The organism is Xanthomonas hortorum pv. pelargonii (genome assembly GCF_024499015.1).
GTDB lineage: Bacteria > Pseudomonadota > Gammaproteobacteria > Xanthomonadales > Xanthomonadaceae > Xanthomonas > Xanthomonas hortorum_B.
This window is the reverse complement of the sequence record NZ_CP098604.1, coordinates 1,251,631-1,269,033: the sequence shown is the minus strand read 5'-3', so window position 1 is coordinate 1,269,033 and position 17,403 is coordinate 1,251,631. Positions and strand designations below refer to the sequence as shown.

General features: G+C 66.4%; 16 protein-coding genes. 7 read left to right on the top strand and 9 right to left on the bottom strand.

All coding sequences use genetic code 11. The features are described from left to right. Positions 1–101 precede the first annotated feature (101 nt). From NDY25_RS05660 to NDY25_RS05650, 3 genes are all read left to right on the top strand, one after another. The gene (locus tag NDY25_RS05660) at positions 102–1,847 is read left to right on the top strand and encodes a S8 family peptidase (protein ID WP_168956996.1); all 1,746 of its coding nucleotides are present in this window, start codon (positions 102–104) and stop codon (positions 1,845–1,847) included. Positions 1,848–2,103: 256 nt separating this feature from the next. After that, positions 2,104–3,513: a S8 family peptidase gene (locus NDY25_RS05655; protein ID WP_168956995.1), complete on the top strand. Its 1,410-nt coding sequence runs from the start codon at positions 2,104–2,106 to the stop codon at positions 3,511–3,513. Between the two features lie 333 nt (positions 3,514–3,846). After that, entirely contained in the window at positions 3,847–5,544 is a 1,698-nt protein-coding gene (locus NDY25_RS05650) for a S8 family peptidase (protein ID WP_256627831.1), read from the top strand. 209 nt (positions 5,545–5,753) lie between these two features. Here the strand turns inward: NDY25_RS05650 and ybaK are convergent, their stop codons facing one another. From ybaK to wrbA, 4 genes are all read right to left on the bottom strand, one after another. Further along, entirely contained in the window at positions 5,754–6,227 is a 474-nt protein-coding gene (gene ybaK / locus NDY25_RS05645; RefSeq protein ID WP_168956993.1) for a Cys-tRNA(Pro) deacylase, read from the bottom strand. Between the two features lie 4 nt (positions 6,228–6,231). Further along, positions 6,232–6,717: an asparaginase domain-containing protein gene (locus NDY25_RS05640; RefSeq protein ID WP_168956992.1), complete on the bottom strand. Its 486-nt coding sequence runs from the start codon at positions 6,715–6,717 to the stop codon at positions 6,232–6,234. Positions 6,718–6,872: 155 nt separating this feature from the next. Beyond that, on the bottom strand, positions 6,873–7,217 hold the full coding sequence (locus NDY25_RS05635) for a DUF2069 domain-containing protein (protein ID WP_023902799.1): 345 nt from the start codon (positions 7,215–7,217) through the stop codon (positions 6,873–6,875). After that, the gene (wrbA, locus tag NDY25_RS05630) at positions 7,214–7,810 is read right to left on the bottom strand and encodes an NAD(P)H:quinone oxidoreductase (protein WP_168956991.1); all 597 of its coding nucleotides are present in this window, start codon (positions 7,808–7,810) and stop codon (positions 7,214–7,216) included. The genes NDY25_RS05635 and wrbA overlap by 4 nt, the downstream gene beginning before the upstream one ends. Positions 7,811–7,921: 111 nt before the next feature. On the opposite strand from wrbA, the gene NDY25_RS05625 reads away from it, so the two are divergent. The 4 genes from NDY25_RS05625 (at position 7,922) to NDY25_RS05610 (ending at position 11,391) form a co-directional block, all read left to right on the top strand. After that, complete coding sequence (locus NDY25_RS05625) at positions 7,922–9,199, top strand: YihY family inner membrane protein (RefSeq protein WP_168956990.1); 1,278 nt, start codon at positions 7,922–7,924, stop codon at positions 9,197–9,199. After that, positions 9,196–9,807 carry a TlpA family protein disulfide reductase gene (locus tag NDY25_RS05620; RefSeq protein ID WP_168956989.1) on the top strand — a complete coding sequence of 204 codons (612 nt, stop codon included), beginning with the start codon at positions 9,196–9,198 and terminating at the stop codon, positions 9,805–9,807. The genes NDY25_RS05625 and NDY25_RS05620 overlap by 4 nt, the downstream gene beginning before the upstream one ends. After that, positions 9,807–10,073, top strand: coding sequence for an acylphosphatase (locus NDY25_RS05615; protein WP_168956988.1), 267 nt, complete (start codon positions 9,807–9,809; stop codon positions 10,071–10,073). The genes NDY25_RS05620 and NDY25_RS05615 overlap by 1 nt, the downstream gene beginning before the upstream one ends. Positions 10,074–10,158: 85 nt before the next feature. Beyond that, positions 10,159–11,391 (top strand): hypothetical protein, encoded by a 1,233-nt coding sequence (locus NDY25_RS05610; protein ID WP_168956987.1) that lies wholly within the window; start codon positions 10,159–10,161, stop codon positions 11,389–11,391. Here the strand turns inward: NDY25_RS05610 and ppk2 are convergent. From ppk2 to hemA, 5 genes are all read right to left on the bottom strand, one after another. Beyond that, the gene (gene ppk2, locus NDY25_RS05605; RefSeq protein ID WP_168956986.1) at positions 11,373–12,155 is read right to left on the bottom strand and encodes a polyphosphate kinase 2; all 783 of its coding nucleotides are present in this window, start codon (positions 12,153–12,155) and stop codon (positions 11,373–11,375) included. The genes NDY25_RS05610 and ppk2 overlap by 19 nt on opposite strands. Before the next feature lie 31 nt (positions 12,156–12,186). Further along, a complete protein-coding gene (gene moaB, locus NDY25_RS05600; RefSeq protein ID WP_023902806.1) occupies positions 12,187–12,705 on the bottom strand; it encodes a molybdenum cofactor biosynthesis protein B in 519 nt (172 codons plus the stop codon). Between the two features lie 574 nt (positions 12,706–13,279). Beyond that, a complete protein-coding gene (locus NDY25_RS05595) occupies positions 13,280–14,986 on the bottom strand; it encodes an O-linked N-acetylglucosamine transferase, SPINDLY family protein (RefSeq protein ID WP_168956985.1) in 1,707 nt (568 codons plus the stop codon). Next, complete coding sequence (prfA, locus tag NDY25_RS05590; RefSeq protein WP_168956984.1) at positions 14,983–16,068, bottom strand: peptide chain release factor 1; 1,086 nt, start codon at positions 16,066–16,068, stop codon at positions 14,983–14,985. The genes NDY25_RS05595 and prfA overlap by 4 nt, the downstream gene beginning before the upstream one ends. Continuing rightward, complete coding sequence (hemA, locus tag NDY25_RS05585) at positions 16,046–17,344, bottom strand: glutamyl-tRNA reductase (RefSeq protein WP_168956983.1); 1,299 nt, start codon at positions 17,342–17,344, stop codon at positions 16,046–16,048. The genes prfA and hemA overlap by 23 nt, the downstream gene beginning before the upstream one ends. Positions 17,345–17,403: the final 59 nt, after the last annotated feature.

Genomic DNA, 17,403 nt, shown 5'->3' with positions numbered 1-17,403 from the left:
ACGGATCGATAACAGGGGCGATCCGGGACTCCGGATCTTCGCCAAAGGCGGCGTTTCCGGAAACACCGCTTCGGCGGTTCTCTTGACTGGAAGGGAATTCAATGCTCAACGAGACGTTTCGTCTGCGTCACCATGCGCTCCGCATCCTGGGTGTGTCGGCACTCACCTCGCTGCTGCTGGCAACGCCGGCCTTCGCAGGCGAGGTTTACTTAGACGGCCTGGCCACCGCACAGACGCATCAGAAATTCATCGTGACCTACAAGGACGGCAGCAACGCGCTGGCCAGCCCCACCGCCTTGAGCACTTCGCTGCGAGACGCTGCACGCGCGGTTCCGGCCAAGGCCGGCAAGGCACTGGGCTTGAACTCGGTGCGCCGCCTGGCGCTGGGACCGGAGCTGGTCCAATCCACCCGCGCGCTGGACCGTCAGGAAGCGGAAACCCTGATGCGCCAGCTGGCCGCCGACCCCAACGTGCAGAGCGTGGAAGTCGATCAGATCCTGCATGCCACGCTGACCCCGAACGACACCCGCCTGTCCGAGCAGTGGGGCTTCGGCACCACCAACGCCGGCCTCAACATCCGCCCGGCCTGGGACAAGGCCACCGGCACCGGCGTGGTGGTGGCGGTGATCGACACCGGCATCACCACCCATGCCGACCTCAACGCCAACATCCTGCCCGGCTACGACTTCGTCAGCGACGCCACCGCCGCGCGTGACGGCAATGGCCGCGACAGCAACCCGGCCGACGAAGGCGATTGGTATGCCGCCAACGAATGCGGCACCGGCATTCCGGCCTCCAATTCCAGCTGGCATGGCACCCATGTGGCCGGCACGGTTGCGGCAGTGACCAACAACAGCACCGGCGTGGCCGGTACCGCCTACAACGCCAAAGTCGTGCCGGTGCGGGTGCTGGCCAAGTGCGGTGGCTCGTTGTCGGATATCTCCGACGGCATCGTCTGGGCCTCGGGCGGCACGGTCAGTGGCATTCCGGCCAACGCCAATCCGGCCGAAGTCATCAACATGTCGCTCGGCGGCGGCGGCGCCTGTTCGTCCACCCTGCAGAACGCGATCAACGGCGCGGTCTCGCGCGGCACCACCGTGGTGGTGGCGGCCGGCAACGATTCGGCCAACGTCTCCGGCTCGTTGCCGGCCAACTGCGCCAACGTGGTTGCAGTGGCGGCCACGACCTCGGCCGGCGCCAAGGCCAGCTATTCCAACTTTGGCACCGGGATCGATGTGTCCGCGCCGGGTTCGGGCATTCTGTCCACGCTCAATAGCGGTACCACCACCCCGGGCAGTGCCAGCTACGCCTCTTATAACGGCACCTCGATGGCAGCGCCGCATGTGGCCGGTGTAGTCGCGCTGGTGCAGTCGGTTGCGCCGACCGCGTTGACGCCGGCAGCGGTGGAGACCTTGCTGAAGAACACTGCACGTGCGCTGACTGGTGCCTGTTCGGGCGGTTGCGGTGCCGGCATCGTCAATGCCGATGCCGCAGTGACGGCAGCCATCAGTGGCAGCAACGGTGGTGGCGGTGGCGGGACCGGCAACACGCTGACCAACGGCACCCCGGTCACCGGCCTGGGCGCTTCCACCGGCGCGGAGCTCAACTACACCATCGCGGTTCCGGCCGGCAGCGGCACGCTGACCGTGGCGATCAGCGGCGGCAGCGGCGATGCGGACCTGTACGTGCGTGCCGGCAGTGCACCGACCGACAGCACCTATACCTGCCGCCCGTACCGCAGCGGCAATGCCGAGACCTGCACCATCAGCGCGCCCTCGGGCACCTACTACGTGCGCGTCAAGGCTTACAGCACGTTCTCCGGTGTGACCCTGAGAGCCAGTTACTGAGGCCCGCGTCGGCACTGCCTGGCCGTTGTCAGGCAGTGCCGGCCCGCAGCCGCGGTACCCCATCAGCGATGTATCGCCCACGTCTGCCATATCGGCAGGCGCAGGGGATGTGTTGCCACTCGGCCGGAATGGACATCGGCCAATCGTCTCAGCGGGTGTACGCGCCCGTGCAATTCCCGACCCGATCCGCAGTGCGCGGTGAGGGTCTGGCCATCTCGCCGCAACTGCGGCACCTCTCATAATTAAGGAACGATCGATGTCCAATGTGTCGCAACGTCGTGCGCCTGCGCGCGCGCTGGTGGTCCTGGGTGTTTCCGCGCTGACCTCGCTGCTGGCCGTGCCGGCGTTCGCCGGTCAGGTGAATCTGTCCGGGCTGGATTCGCAGCCCACGCTGGACCGTTTCATCGTCAAATACCGGGATGGCAGCAGTGCGTCGGTGAGCCCGACCTCGATGCGCGCATCGCTCAATTCCGTTGCCAGTGCGGTGCCGGCACGCGCCGGCCGTACGCTGGGCCTGAACCATGTGCGTCGTACCGCGCTGGGGTCGGAAGTGCTCAAGACCACCCGTAGCCTGGACCGCGCCGAGGCCGAGACGCTGATGCGCCGGATCGCTGCCGACCCGGGCGTGGAGTACGTGGAAGTCGACCAGATCATGTACCCGACGCTGACCCCGAACGACACGCGTCTATCCGAACAGTGGGGCTTCGGCACCACCGCATCGAGTATCAACGTGCGTCCGGCCTGGGATACCGCCACCGGTACCGGCGTGGTGGTCGCAGTGATCGACACCGGCATCACCAGCCATCCGGACCTCAACGCCAACGTGCTGCCGGGTTACGACTTCATCAGCGACGCGGCGCGGGCGCGCGACAACAACGGCCGTGACAACAATGCCGCCGACCAGGGCGACTGGCGCGCTGCCAATCAGTGCGGGACCGGCGTGGCGGCCGCCAATTCCAGCTGGCACGGCACCCACGTGGCCGGCACGATTGCCGCCGTCACCAACAACAGCACCGGCGTGGCCGGCACCGCGTTCAACGCGCGCATCGTGCCGATCCGTGCGCTGGGCCTGTGTGGCGGCACCACCTCCGACATCGCCGATGCGATCGTCTGGGCTTCCGGCGGTACGGTCTCGGGCGTTCCGGCCAATGCCAATCCGGCTGAAGTGATCAACATGTCGCTGGGCGGCAACGGCACGTGTTCCAGCACCTACCAGAACGCCATCAACGGTGCGGTCTCGCGCGGCACCACCGTGGTGGTGGCGGCCGGCAACAGCAACGCCAACGTGGCCAACTTCACCCCGGCCAGCTGCGCCAACGTGATCTCGGTGGCGTCCATCACTTCGGCTGGCGCACGTTCGAGCTTCTCCAACTTCGGCACCACCATCGACATCTCCGGCCCGGGCTCGGCGATCCTGTCCACGCTCAACAGCGGTACCACCACGCCGGGCAGCGCCAGCTACGCCTCCTACAACGGCACTTCGATGGCGGCCCCGCATGTGGCCGGCGTGGTGGCGCTGGTGCAGTCGGCAGCGACCCGTCCGTTGACCCCGGCGGCGGTGGAGACCTTGTTGAAGAACACCGCGCGTCCGCTGCCGGGCGCCTGCTCGGGCGGTTGCGGTGCGGGCATCGTCAACGCGGCTGGCGCGGTCAGCCAGACCCCGTAACGCTGCGCCGACGACGCCGATGCCGGTGTTGTTGCCGGCATCACGTCGGGTCTGCCCCGACTGCACTGTCGGGGTTTAGAAACCTGCACTGCCCCGCTTCGGCGGGGCAGTGTGCGTTCGGGCATCGGCGATTGCCCGGCTGCGAGGCAGCGCAATGGCTGAACGAAGCGTTCGCCAGTGCAGGTTGGCCGCTTCAGTGCCGCGTGGGGCACGCCGATAGCCACCCCACGTGAGGCACGGCGGTATGCATGCCCACGCATGGGGCAGGGCGCATTGCAGTGGCGTTAGCGCGTTGCCATCCGGGTTGCCAGATCTTTGGGGAGGGATGGATTCATGTCGTATCACTCAGTTGGCGCACTGCGCCGCGCGGCGTTCGTCTGCGCATTGTCATGCACGTTTCATGCCGCCGCTGGCGAGGTCAATCTGCAAGGGTTGAGCTCCAGCAGCACCCATCAGCGCTTCATCGTCAGCTACAAGGACCGCGTCGGCAGCAGCCGGGCGACCGGCCTGTCTGCGCCCTGGCGCGACATCGCGCGTGCCGTGCCGGAAGCGCGCGGACGTGCGCTAGGTCTGTCGGCCACGCGCCGGCTCAGTACCGGCCCGATGCTGCTGGTGGCCGACCGCAAGCTGGACCGCGTGGATTCGGAAAGCCTGATGCGGCGCCTTGCCGCCGACCCGGCCGTTAAACGCGTGGAAGTAGATATCCTGATGCGGCCGTTGCTGGTGCCCAACGACCCGGGCGTACCGCAGCAGTGGGCGATGGGCGCGACCGCCGCCAGCCTCAACGTGCGCCCGGCCTGGGACCGTTCCACCGGCAAGGGCATCGTGGTGGCGGTGATCGACACCGGCATCACCAACCATCCGGACCTCGCGGCCAACGTATTGCCCGGCTACGACTTCATTATCGACCCTGCAATCGCGCGCGACGGCAATGCGCGCGATGCGACTGCCGCCGACCAGGGCGACTGGGCGGCGGCCAACGAATGCGGGCCCGGCGCATCGGCCTCCAATTCCAGCTGGCATGGCACGCATGTGGCGGGCGTCGTGGCGGCGGTGGGCAACAACGCGGTGGGTGTTGTCGGCACCGCCTTCAATGCCAAGATCCTGCCGCTGCGCGTGCTGGGGCGATGCGGCGGCTACATGTCCGATATCGCCGATGCGATCGTGTGGGCGTCGGGCGGCAAGGTGAACGGCGTGCCGAACAATCCGAACCCGGCCACGGTGATCAATCTGTCGCTGGGCGGCTCCGGCACGTGCTCGACGACGTTGAGCAATGCCATCACCGCTGCGGTGACGCGCGGCAGCGCGGTGGTGGTGGCCGCCGGCAACAGCAATATGGATGTCTCCACCAGCGTACCGGCCAACTGCCCGAACGTGATCGCGGTGGCGGCCACCACCTCGTCCGGCGCCAAGGCCAGCTTCTCCAACTTCGGTAAGGGCGTGGATATCGCCGCGCCCGGGCAATCGATCGTGTCCACGCTCAATACCGGCACCACGGTACCGGGCAACGCGGCGTATGCGGTATGCAGCGGCACCTCGATGGCGGCGCCGCATGTGGCAGGCGTGGTGGCGTTGATGCAGTCGGTGGCACTGAATCCGCTTACCCCGGCAACGGTGAAGGCCCTGCTCAAGAGCAGCGCACGGCCACTGCCGGTCGCCTGCACCCAGGGCTGCGGGGCAGGGCTGGTGAATGCCGATGGCGCGGTGACGGCGGTGATCGATTCGACCACCTTGACCAGGAATGTGGCACGCACCGGGCTGAGCGCGGCGCTCTCCGATTCGCTGTATTACCAGGTCAACGTGCCGGCCGGCACGCGCTCGCTCAAAGTGACGCTTGCCGGTGGCAGCGGCAATGCCGACCTCTCCGTGCGGGCGGGTGCGCTGCCCACCGATGCGGCCTACAGCTGCCGCAGCATGCTGCCGGGCAATGGCGACAGCTGCACGCTGGCCGCGCCCGCGGCGGGCATCTATTACGTGCGCTTGAAGGCGACGCTGGGCTTTTCTGCGGTCAGCGTCACTGCGGCGTATTGAGCGATCCCGGCGCGGTGGTGTTGCCGCACCGGCCAGATGCCGAGATTTCTGGATCGCGAGCACTGGTCAGCGCACGTGGACGTGCGCTGCGACGTCGACCAGAGGTCGCAGTGGTCGCAGTGGTCGACTGCGATGCACACGGTAGGCCCTGGATTCTCAGTGTCGGACGCGCGCACCGACCGGCGCGCCCGGCATCGTGGTCTAGGCGCTCACTCGCACAGCAGGCAGGCGCGCCCAGCCAGTGCGTGCAACAGCTGGTCGCCCCGCAATTCCAGCAGCAAACCGCGTTGCCCGGCGTTGATCCACAGCGATGGTGCATCCAGCGCGGTGGCTTCGATCAGCACAGGCGCCGGGCGTTGTTGCCCGAGCGGGCTGATGCCGCCGACCTTGTAACCGGTTCGACGTTGCGCATCGGCCACCTCCATCATGCGCGCCGACTTGCCGCCGTATGCGTTGGCCAATTTCTTCAACGACACCCGGCGATCGCACGGGATCACCACGCACACGGCCTGGTCGTCGACCCAGGCCATCAGCGTTTTCAGCACCGTATGCGGCGCCAGTCCCAACGCGTGTGCAGCCTGTAATCCCTTCGCGTCGGCATCGGCCTGGTATGCGTAGGGATGCAACACATAGGCCACGCCGGCTGCGTCCAATGCGCCGGTTGCGCGAGTGGCCTTGCTCATTGCCTCAGACCGGCTCGAAGCGGTTGGCGGCGACGTTCTTGCGCACGTTTTCCGGATTCCAGATGCGCCCGTTCATGGCGATATACACACCGGCCGGCAGCGACTGCACTGCGCCGACTGCGCAGCCGATGTTGAATTCGGCATCCGAGCCGCGGAAGCGCGCCGGGTTGAGCGCGCCGGTCATCACGATGGTCTTGTCGGCGATCGATTGCAGCACCTTGCCGGTTTCCACCATCGAATCGGTGCCGTGGGTGATCAACACATGGCGCGTCGGCTGGGCGGCGATGGTGGCGCGCACCAGCTCGCGGTCGGCAGCGTTGATGTGCAGCGAATCCTTGCGGATGATCGGGATCACCGAAAAGCGGAAGGTCACGCCCAGTTCCTTGAGGATCTGGCCGATCTGCGGGTCGCCGATCTGGTAGTCCGATTTGTCGTCGAAGTAGATCTTGTCGATCGTGCCACCGGTGGTGACGATCAGGAGGTCTTCCATTGCTGGGAATCCTTAAAGCGGGTGATGCAGTGTGAGATGCAAACGAGACGTCCCATGCTGCGATGAAGCAGGCGGGCGACGCAGCATCGGCGCGGTATAAAACGCGCGAGGGTCGTCATGATACGACCCCGGCGCGCGCGCTGCAGGACGTTGGGCTAGCGCGCCGCGCGCCGCTTGCCGAACCGCGCCGCCACGCCGGGGCCGCTGACCAGCGCCACCACCAGCAGGGCCAGCAGCAATTCCAGCCACGCCAGCCCACGCGCTTGCGGCTGGCTCCAGGCCGCCATCACGCCATGACTGAACCAGCCCAGCGCGAACACCCCCGCCCAGAACCGCGCGCGCGCACTGCGCAGCGCCAGCGCGGCCAACAGCGCCGGCGGCAATGCGAATACCAGCAGCGCCGCGGTGCGATGGCGGTCGTCGTGAAACCAGACCACGAACACCACCGCCAGCGCCAGCAGTGCGGCGGTCAGCAGCCAATGCAGGGCGCGCAGGCTCATGGGCTGGCCAGCCGCCGCGCGATATCGGCGACCCGGCGGCCGAGCGCACGCGCCAGCAGGGCTTCGTCCTCGCTGGGTTGCGGGTCGCCGTCGGCGCCGGACACATGGCTGGCGCCATAAGGCGTGCCGCCGCTGGTGGTGTGGCTCAGCGCAGCTTCGGTAAACGGGATGCCGACGATCAGGCAGCCGTGATGCAACAGCGGCAACTGCATCGACAACAGCGTGGACTCCTGGCCGCCGTGCATCGAGGCGGTAGAGGTGAACACGCCTGCCGGTTTGCCAGCCAGGGTGCCACTGGCCCATTCGGCGCCCAGGCTGTCGAGAAAATGCTTCATCGGCGCGGCCATGTTGCCGAAGCGGGTCGGGCTGCCCAGCAGCAAGCCGCTGCAGTCGGCCAGATCGGCCTTGTCGACATACGGCGCGCCATCGTCCGGCACCGGCGGGGCGCTGGTTTGGGTCACCGCCGCCACCGGCGGTACCGTGCGCAGCCGCGCGCTCATGCCGGGCACCTCGCCGATGCCGCGCGCGATCTGCCGCGCCAGCCGCGCCACCGAACCGCCACGGCTGTAATACAGCACCAGAATCTCCGCCATCGCGCATCTACCGCTTGTGTGAGTTGCCGCAGTATCGGCGATGGCGTGGTCGGGCTGCACGCCGCAGGTGCGACAAGGCCGCGATGACGGCGCATCGGGTACCCTTGCGCGATGTCGCGTGTGAACAAACTCCACCAATGGAAAGAACGTCTGCGCGACCGCGCGCGGACGGTCAGTTTCGGCCGCTTCCTGTGGCGTCGCTTTCTCGATGACCGCCTGTTCCAGGCCGCCGCGTCGCTTGCCTACACCACGGTGTTTGCGCTGGTGCCGCTGGCGATCGTGGTGTTCGGGGTGCTGTCGGCGTTTCCGGCCTTCAACGAGTGGAAGGACGCGCTCACCGATTTCATCTTCAACAACTTCGTGCCCGGTGCGGCGCGCTCGGTGCAGAACTATCTCAACCGCTCGCTGGAAGATCTGGGCAAGTTCACCGTGGCCGGTATGGTCGCGCTGGTGGCCTCGTTGCTGATCACCCTGCACAGCATCGAGCAGACCTTCAACAGCATCTGGCGCGTGGCTGCCGCGCGGCCCAAGGTGACGCGGTTTTTGATTTATTGGACCGTGCTGACCCTGGGTACGATGCTGGCCGCCGCCTCGATGGCAATGGCCGCGTATGTATTCGCGCTGCCGCTGTTCCGCACCACCGAAGGCCAGTGGCTGGCCGAATTCGCCTGGCGGCTGGCGCCGATGGCGGTGGAATTCGTTTGCATCGTGCTGATCTACCGTGTGGTGCCGCAGCATGCGGTGCGCCTGCGACATGCGCTGCCGGGCGCGCTGCTGGCGGTGATCCTGATGGAAATCGTCAAGTGGGGCTTCGGTTTTTACCTTGGCAATTTCCAGACCTATCAACGCATCTACGGCGCGCTGTCGGCGCTGCCGATCCTGCTGTTGTGGATCTATCTGAGCTGGGTGTCGGTGTTGCTGGGCGCGTCGTTGGCCTCGTCGATGGCGGCGTTCCGCTATCAACCCGAAGCCATGCGGCTGCCACCGGGCTTCGAGATCTATGGTCTGCTGCGCTTGCTGGGCCGCTTCCGCCAGGCGCGTATCCACGGCAACGGGCTCGACGAAGACCGCATCCTGGCGCTGGAACCCATGCTCACCGACACGCTGATGCAGGAGCTGCTGTGCGAGCTCAAACGCATCCGCCTACTGCGCCGCGACGAACGCGGCCAATGGCTGCTGGCGCGCGATCTGGACGTAGTGCCGCTGGCCGAACTCTACGAAAGCTGCCAACTGCGCGTGCCGATCGAAGACCGCCCGTTGCCGTGTCGCGACGATGCCTACGGCCAGGCTGCCGCCGCTGCGTTGGAGCAATTGCGTCAACCGCTGCGTAGCGTGCTGGCGCAACCGGTCGGCGACCTCTACACCCATCTTCCCGGAGATCTTCCATGACCTTGCGCCTTGTGTGCGGCGCCTGTGCGCTGCTGTTGCCGCTGTTGTTGATGACCGCCTGCAAGCCCACCGGCGAGGGCGCCCCCGCCGCCGACACCGGCACTGCGCCTGCAGCGACCCCCCAGGCGCCGGACAAACCTGCCGCAGCCGCCGACCCGGCAGCTGCGCCCGATACCTCGGTGGTGCAGCAGACCGCCGAGATGCCGAAGTTGTCGCTGCCCACCGTGACCGGCGAGGCCTACGACCTGGCCGCGCATCGCGGCAAGTGGGTGGTGGTCAATTTCTGGGCCACCTGGTGCGCACCGTGCCTGAAGGAGATGCCGGAGCTCTCGGCGCTGCACACCATGCGCGACAGCATCGAAGTGGTGGGCCTGGCCTACGAAGACATCACCAGCGCCGACATGCAGGCGTTTCTGAAAGATCACCCGGTGTCGTATCCGGTGGCCATTCTCGACCCCTACCAGCCGCCACAGGACTTCGCCACGCCGCGCGGCTTGCCGATGACCTATCTGATCGGTCCGGATGGCAAGGTGGCCAAACAGTTCCTCGGCCCGGTCACCGCGCGCGATATCGAAACCGCCGTGGGCATCACCGGCAAGGCCGGCTGATGCAGGCGGCGCGCTTCGTCGTCACCGGGGTGGTGCAGGGCGTGTGGTTCCGCGCCTCCACCCGCGAACGAGCGCTTGCACTGGGCGTGCGCGGACATGCGCGCAATCAGGCGGACGGCAGCGTGGAGGTGATCGCCGCCGGTACCGATGCCGCGTTGAACGCGCTGGAAACCTGGCTCTGGCAGGGCCCGCCAGCGGCCAAGGTCGCGACCGTGACGCGCACGCCTTGCGCGATGCCGCCGACTGAAGACTTTGTAACTGGCTGAGCATTCGCCGTTGGAGCAGGGCAACAGACTTGCATGGCCTCGCCGATAACCTCCTCAACGCGATCACAGCGTGCAGGGGGAATGTATGGCCGCTCCATCTCAAGACCGCAATGAAAGGCACGTGTCGCCTGCACACCGCAGCAACCGTCAACTGACGCAGCTCGCGCCGTGGTTGTATCTCGGCGTGCTGCTGGGCAGCGGCTGGTTGTTGTTCCTGCAACCGCAGACCCGCGTGCTGCAACCCGAGCAGGCGGCTACGAGCTGGCTGCTGGCCTGGATCTTCGGCGGCATCGTGATTGGCGCGGTGCTGTGGAGCCTGCGGCTGGCGCGCGACGGCCTGGGCCAGGCGTCTTCGGCCAGCTATCCCATGTCTGCACGCCTGCCCGATTCGTGGACGGACGCCTACGCCGCCTTGCTGCGCCCGGCTAACGCTGCGCCGCTCTCCGCGCCCAAGCCTGACCCGGCCGATACCCAGCGTGGCGCGGCCTGGCACCGTTTCGGCGGCGGCATGCTCAGCGTGGAAAACTTCGATCCCAACGACGCCACCCGCGCGCCGTGGGACAACCTGGACGCGCAGACCTGCATCGCCCGTCTGGACGATGTGCGCCCGGCCTGGCAGAACGCCAGCGCCAACCGCGCGCTGCAGCAGGAGCGTCGCTACTGGCTGGATGTGGTGCTGTCCCTGCTCGATCACGGCGTCACCCGCCCGCTGCAGGACGGCTATCTGCCCGATACCGCCACGCTGCGTACCGAGCGCTTCCTGCTCGGCGCCGATGCCGGCCCGATCGTGCTGGCCGACGTGCCGGCGTTGTTCGCACGCCGATTGGCGCTGGCCATCGAGACCATGCCGACGCCGCAGCGCGAGGCCGCCGGCGTGCAGTGGCGTTTGCTACAGCAACTGCACGGTCTGGTCGCTGAAAGCCGCATGCTGGACGAGCGTTCGCAGGTCATCCAGGTGCTGGCGTGGAATCCGGACGTGGACCTGGATCAGGTCGAAGTGGCCTACATCCTGGCCGACGAATACCGCCAGGGCATGCGCGACTGGTTACGTCGCGCCGCACTGGTGCGTCTGCCCGACAGCGCGCTACGCCTGGACGAAGTCTTGCTGTCCTCGTGCAGCCCGCTCGGGGCACAGGCCGATGATGTGGATTACATCGAAGCGATGCGTCCGCTGCACCGCGGTTTCATGCAGCTGTTCAGTCAGCGCCTGAGCCAGTTGGTGCTGCAGGCCGAACAGGCCGAACGTCAGGCCGGCCTGTATCCATTACCGCGTGCCACCGCTGCCAGCGACGAACTCTCTCAGGACTGGCCGGCGTAATCGTCGATCGGTTCCAGCACGCCATAACGTTCCTTGTGCGGTTTGCCGTCCAACGGCGGCAGCTGCACTTTTTCTTCGGGCACCGCGGTGTCCGGCAGCCGATGCAGCAGGTCGCGGATCAGGCTCAATCGGCCCAGCTTCTGGTCGTTGAACTCCACCAGCGTCCACGGTGCGTCCGGCGTATGCGTCACCTCAAGCATGCGCTCGCGTGCAGCGGTGTAGTCGTCGTACTTGCTGCGTGACTGCAGATCCACCGGCGACAGTTTCCAGCCCTTGAGCGGATCTTCGTGGCGTTCGGCGAAGCGCTGTTCCTGCTCGGCCTGATCCACGCACAGCCAGTACTTGAACAGCAAAATACCGTCGTCGACCAGCAGTTGTTCGAAGCGCGGCGCCTGTTCAAGAAACGCCTCGTATTGGGCGTCGGTGCAGTAGCCCATCACCCGTTCCACGCCGGCGCGGTTGTACCAGCTGCGATCCATCAGCACCAACTCGCCGGCCGCCGGCAGATGCGCCACATAGCGCTGGAAATACCACTGCGTGCTTTCGCGATCATTGGGTGTCGGCAACGCTACCACCCGGCATTGGCGTGGATTGAGATGGCTGGCGATGGTCTGGATCACGCCGCCCTTGCCGGCGGTATCGCGGCCTTCCACCAGCACCAGTGCGCGCTGGTTGGTATGCCGCAGCCAGCGCGCCATGTTGACCAGTTCAAGCTGCAGCGGTGCCAGCAGTTTTTTGTAGGCCTTGCGTTTCAGGTGCGACATGCGCGTTCCAACAGCGATGGAGGCGCGCAGGCTATTCGCCCAGACGTGGACGCAGTGTCGCCAGATTGCAGGGCTTGGTGCGCGCATCCAGTTGTGCACGCACGATCTTTTCCCACGCCGTGCGGCAGGCCGAGGTGGAGCCGGGCAGGCAGAACACGAAGCTGTGATTGGCCAGGCCTGCGAATGCGCGCGACTGCAGCGACGAGGTGCCGATTTCTTCCACGCTGATGGCGCGAAACAATTCGCCAAATCCGGGCATGGTCTTGTCCAGCAACGGTGTGATCGCCTCCGGCGTGCTGTCACGGCCGGTGAAGCCGGTGCCGCCGGTGATCAGGATGCCGTCGACCTGCGCATCGGCTATCCAGTTCGAGACGATCGCGCGCATGCGGTAACGGTCGTCCGGGCATAACGCGCGTTCGTGCAGCAGGTGACCGTCGTGAGTGAGGGCCTCGACCAGATAATCGCCGGAGCGGTCATCGGCCAGGCTGCGGCTGTCGGACACCGTCAGCACGCACAGGTGCAAGGGAATGAAGTCGAGATTGGAAGGCATGCCGCCAGCCTAGCGAGCCTGGACGGCCGGGTACAGCACCACGGCGTGAAGCCGCACAACGTCAGTCGCAGTCGAGGATCCGCTGATACTGGCAATTAGCAACTGACAGTTCGTGGCAAATCGATAAGCCGCTCTCCCTGGGGGCGAGAAGGCACAGCTTGCGCGCCACTGGTGTGCGTGCCGCCGAGCGACCACGCCACAAGGTTGGACACCCCTCTCCCGCCGGGAGAGGGGTTGGGGTGAGGGTACGTCCAGGCGCGCCGTGTTAGTTGCCGGCTTCGGTAAGGGCGGCAGCGCGGCCGGGGACTGGCTCCTCGGCTCGGTCAGACATCCTGTCTGACTCGCCGCCGCGGCACATCCCTGTGCCGCTCTACGCCAATCCCCGGCCACGCTGCCGCCTCGGCGCGTTATTGCTGTGACTTACGTTGTTGCCGTGGCTTGGAAAGTGTTGAGCAAAGAAAGTTTTGAGTAGCTTACTGACGAGTCGCTCTAGAGCCCCTCTCCCGCTGGGAGAGGGGTTGGGGTGAGGGTACGGCGGAAGACAGCCATCTATTTTGAAAGCAAAAAGCCCGCGCTAAATTCCCAACCAACCATGGCGCCGCGCGAGTGCCTGCAACAACTCAGCAAAATCATCCGCAAACCCCTCCATCTCAAACACCCCGGACGCACGGCGCAGCACATCCACCCGCTTACGCAACGCACCCAGCGCCGCCGGATCACTCGCCAACGCCACCGCCTTGGCAACAAACGCCGCATCGTCCGCCACATTCATCTCATCCAACCCAAGATGATGATTCAAGCTGCCGGCTACGCGCGCCGCAAAGGTCTCGCCGGGTGTCGTCAACACCGGGCAACCCGCCCATAACGCATCCGATGCGGTGGTATGCGCGTTGTAAGGATGCGTGTCCAGAAACAGGTCCGCATGCCGGTAGCGCGCCAGATACTGCGCATGCGTCAGCTTCGGCATGAACACCAACCGCTGCGCATCCACACCCTGCGACTGTGCCACCGCACGCAGGCGCGCGTCGGCCTCACCTGGTCCGGACAACAACCACAGCACGCTACCCGGCACCGCGCGCAGCACCGCCAGCATGCGCGTCATGCTGCGCGGATTGAGCTTGTAGCTATTGTTGAAGCAGCACAGCACCACGCCCTGCTCGGGCAAGCCGCACTGCGTACGCGAAGGCGGTTCGGCAACCACGCGTGAGGTGTCCGATGGCTGAAATGCTCCTCGCAAGCGCAACACCTTCTCGCTGTAAAACGGTTCCAGCGACGGCGGTAGCGCGAATGCATCGCCCAGCACGTAGTCCATCCACGGTGCGCCGGATGTGCCCGGATACGCCAGCCAGTTGAGTTGTACCGGCGCTGGCCGCAGCGCGAACACTTCCGGTCGCCCGCCGCCGCCCCAGCCGCGTAGATCGAACAACAGATCGATGCCCTGGTCGCGGATGTGCTGCGCAGTGGCCAGATGCCCGAGCGCGGTGACATCGTGCAAGGTCGTGGCTTGCGCCAGGCGCGCGCGAATCTCGCTGCGGTCGTCATGGCTGGTCGCAAACAGATGCACTTGCAAGGTCGGCTGACGCCGCTGCAGCGCTTCGAATAACGCCACGGTCAGCAAGCCGGTGGGATGTGCACCAAACCCATTGGAGACGAAGCCGACCCGCAACGCGCCCTGGCGGCGCACGGCAGTCGGTGGTAACGGGCGCAGGACGGAAGCAATCGTCTGCGCGCGCGTTCGTGCACACGCGAGCTGTTCGGCAGCGCTGGCGTCCTCGCTCAGGAAGGCGAACGGTTCCACCGCCGCAACGCCCTGCGCCACGGCGGCACGCACCTGTGCAGCCAGTGCATCCAGCCCGCGCCAATCGCACAGGCGGCGGCGCCAGTTGAGCAATTGCGCAGTGATGTAGGGTTCGTCGGGCAGCAACTGATGTGCGCGCGTATACGCCGCCGCTGCAGCTTCGGCCTGGCCCGCGTCTTCCAGTGCATGCCCAAGCCACAACGCAATGCCCGGATGCTGCGGCACCAGGTCCGATGCCTGCTGCAACAACGCCGCTGCTTCTGCATGCCGTTGCTGCGCCCAGCGCACCCGTCCAAGCCGCGCCACCGCTTCCGGATGGCCCGGGTGCAGTGCAAGCGCGCGTTGCACCGCGGCTTCGCCGGCGGCGATCGCGCCCATGCCGAGTTCGGCGTCGGCCAGCATCAGCCAGGCGATGAAATCGCCGGGCTGGTGTCGCACCGCCTCGCGCAGCTGCAGCAGCTCGCGCGGGACCTGTGCACTCACGGGCTGTCGCTCAACCGCGCCAGTTCGTCGGCCTGATGCTCATGCAGCAGTCGTGCGATCAAGGCATCCAGATCGCCTTCGATGATGTTGGGCAGGTCGTACAGCGTGAGGCCTTCCACGCGGTGGTCGGTGATGCGGCCCTGCGGGAAGCTATAGGTGCGGATGCGTTGGCTACGATCACCGCTGCCCACCTGCAATTTGCGCGTCTGCGCTTCGGCGGCGGCCGCCTTGCTGCGCTCCGCTTCCACCAATTGCGCCTTCAAGCGCTTCATCGCCTTGTCGCGATTGGCGTGCTGGCTGCGCTCGGTCTGGCATTCCACCACCACGCCGCTGGGCACATGGGTGATGCGGATCGCCGATTCGGTCTTGTTGACGTGCTGGCCGCCTGCGCCGGAGGAGCGAAACGTGTCCACCTTCAGGTCGGCTGGATTGATCACGATCTCTTCCACGTCGTCGGCTTCGGGAATGATCGCCACCGTCGCGGCCGAGGTGTGGATGCGGCCCTGCGATTCGGTCGCCGGCACGCGTTGTACGCGGTGGGTGCCGGATTCGAACTTCAACCGCGAATACGCACCGCGCCCGACCACCCGTGCCACCACTTCCTTGTAGCCGCCGTGTTCGCCGGGACTGTCGGATTCGATTTCCACCTTCCAGCCCTGACGCTCGGCATAGCGGGCATACATGCGGAACAGATCGCCGGCAAAGATTGCCGCCTCGTCGCCGCCGGTGCCGGCGCGCACTTCCAGAAACAGATTGCCTTCGTCGCGCGGGTCGCGCGGTACCAGCAGCAGGGCCAGCTGCGCATCCAGCTCCTCCAGGCGTGCCTGAGCGGCGGCGATTTCCTCTTCGGCCAGCTCGCGCATTTCCGGGTCGTTGCGCATGGCTTCGGCTGCGCTCAGATCGGCTTTTGCGCGCGCTTCGTCTTCCAGAGCGACGGCCACCGGCTCCAGCTGCGACAGCTCGCGCGACAGCGTGCGGAACTTGTCGTTGTTGCTCACCACCTCGGGGTCGGAGAGCAGGTGCTGCAGTTCTTCGCGGCGCTCGGCCAGCGCTTCGAGCTTACGGCGCAGGGTCGGCGTCATCAGTCCTCACGATCGGGGTAGTTACAGGGGGATGTTGGTAGCCAGGTTTTTCCGGGAACAGTCGCTCGGCCGCGCTGGTCAATTCCAGGTCGTTATTGAGCGCCGCATCGCGCAACGCCGCAGTTGGCGGATGCAGCAGGCGGTTGGTCAGCGCATGCGCCAGCTGTTCCAGTACTTCGTCGGCCGGCTTGCCGTTGTGCAACTGCTGGCGCGCCTTGGCCAGCAGTTCGTCGCGGGTACTGTCGCCGAACGCGCGCAAGCGCTTGAGCGGCGCCTGGCGAGCGTTGGCCTGCAAGGTCTCGACATAGCGAGCCACCTGCAGGTCGATGATGGCTTCGGCCTGGTCGGCGGCTTCACGGCGGCCGCGGCGGTTGTCTTCCACCGCGCGTTCCAGGTCGTCCACGGTGTACAGGTAGGCATCGCCCAGCTCGGCCACCGAGGCTTCGATATCGCGCGGCACCGCCAGATCGAACAACAGCATCGGCTTGCGTTTGCGCGCGCGTATCGCCTGTTCCACCTGCATCCGGGTCACGATCGGCTCGCGCGCGGCGGTGGCCGAGAACACCACGTCGGCCTCGGCCAGATGCCGGTCCAGATCGGTCAGCGGCAACGCATAGCCGCCGTGCTGGCTGGCCAGCGTCTGCGCATGCGCCAGCGTGCGATTGGCGATCAACAGCCGGCGTACGCGGCCTTCGCTCAGATGTTTGGCGGCCAGCTCGATGGTTTCGCCAGCGCCGATCAGCAGCACTGTGGATTCGTTGAGCCGCGCGAAGGACTCCTGCGCCAGCCGCACCGCAGTGGAGGCCACCGACACCGGATTGGCGCCGACACGGGTGTCGGTGCGCGCACGCTTGGCCACCGAGAAGGTCTGCTGGAACAGGCGGTCCAGCCCGCTGCCCAGCGCACCGTGCGCACGTGCCACCGCCCAGGCGTCCTTCACCTGACCCAGAATCTGCGGCTCGCCCAGCACCATCGAATCCAGCCCGGTGGCGACGCGAAACAGATGCCGCACCGCCGCTTCTTCCTGATGCTGATACAGATAACCGCTCAAGCCCGGCGCATGCGTTTCCAGCCAGGTCACCAGGCTGTGCGGGTCGTCGGCCATCGCGTACAGCTCGGTGCGGTTGCAGGTGGACAGCAATGCAGCCTCGCGCACCTGCGGCAACGCGCGTAACGATTCGAGCGCGCGCGGCAGCGCCTCACCTGCGAACGCCGCGCGTTCGCGCAGGTCCACAGGTGCGGTCTGGTGATTCAGTCCGAGCACCCACAACGTCATTGTTCAGTTGCTTGCGATAAGCTGGCGGCCATTCAGGGCCCCATTTTACGGCCCGGTTG

Coding starts and splice junctions, on each gene's coding strand:
- NDY25_RS05660 (WP_168956996.1), top strand. CDS start 102: ATGCTCAACGAGACGTTTCGTCTGCGTCACCATGCGCTCCGCATCCTG.
- NDY25_RS05655 (WP_168956995.1), top strand. CDS start 2,104: ATGTCCAATGTGTCGCAACGTCGTGCGCCTGCGCGCGCGCTGGTGGTC.
- NDY25_RS05650 (WP_256627831.1), top strand. CDS start 3,847: ATGTCGTATCACTCAGTTGGCGCACTGCGCCGCGCGGCGTTCGTCTGC.
- ybaK (WP_168956993.1), bottom strand. CDS start 6,227: ATGAGCAAGGCCACTCGCGCAACCGGCGCATTGGACGCAGCCGGCGTG.
- NDY25_RS05640 (WP_168956992.1), bottom strand. CDS start 6,717: ATGGAAGACCTCCTGATCGTCACCACCGGTGGCACGATCGACAAGATC.
- NDY25_RS05635 (WP_023902799.1), bottom strand. CDS start 7,217: ATGAGCCTGCGCGCCCTGCATTGGCTGCTGACCGCCGCACTGCTGGCG.
- wrbA (WP_168956991.1), bottom strand. CDS start 7,810: ATGGCGGAGATTCTGGTGCTGTATTACAGCCGTGGCGGTTCGGTGGCG.
- NDY25_RS05625 (WP_168956990.1), top strand. CDS start 7,922: ATGTCGCGTGTGAACAAACTCCACCAATGGAAAGAACGTCTGCGCGAC.
- NDY25_RS05620 (WP_168956989.1), top strand. CDS start 9,196: ATGACCTTGCGCCTTGTGTGCGGCGCCTGTGCGCTGCTGTTGCCGCTG.
- NDY25_RS05615 (WP_168956988.1), top strand. CDS start 9,807: ATGCAGGCGGCGCGCTTCGTCGTCACCGGGGTGGTGCAGGGCGTGTGG.
- NDY25_RS05610 (WP_168956987.1), top strand. CDS start 10,159: ATGGCCGCTCCATCTCAAGACCGCAATGAAAGGCACGTGTCGCCTGCA.
- ppk2 (WP_168956986.1), bottom strand. CDS start 12,155: ATGTCGCACCTGAAACGCAAGGCCTACAAAAAACTGCTGGCACCGCTG.
- moaB (WP_023902806.1), bottom strand. CDS start 12,705: ATGCCTTCCAATCTCGACTTCATTCCCTTGCACCTGTGCGTGCTGACG.
- prfA (WP_168956984.1), bottom strand. CDS start 16,068: ATGACGCCGACCCTGCGCCGTAAGCTCGAAGCGCTGGCCGAGCGCCGC.
- hemA (WP_168956983.1), bottom strand. CDS start 17,344: ATGACGTTGTGGGTGCTCGGACTGAATCACCAGACCGCACCTGTGGAC.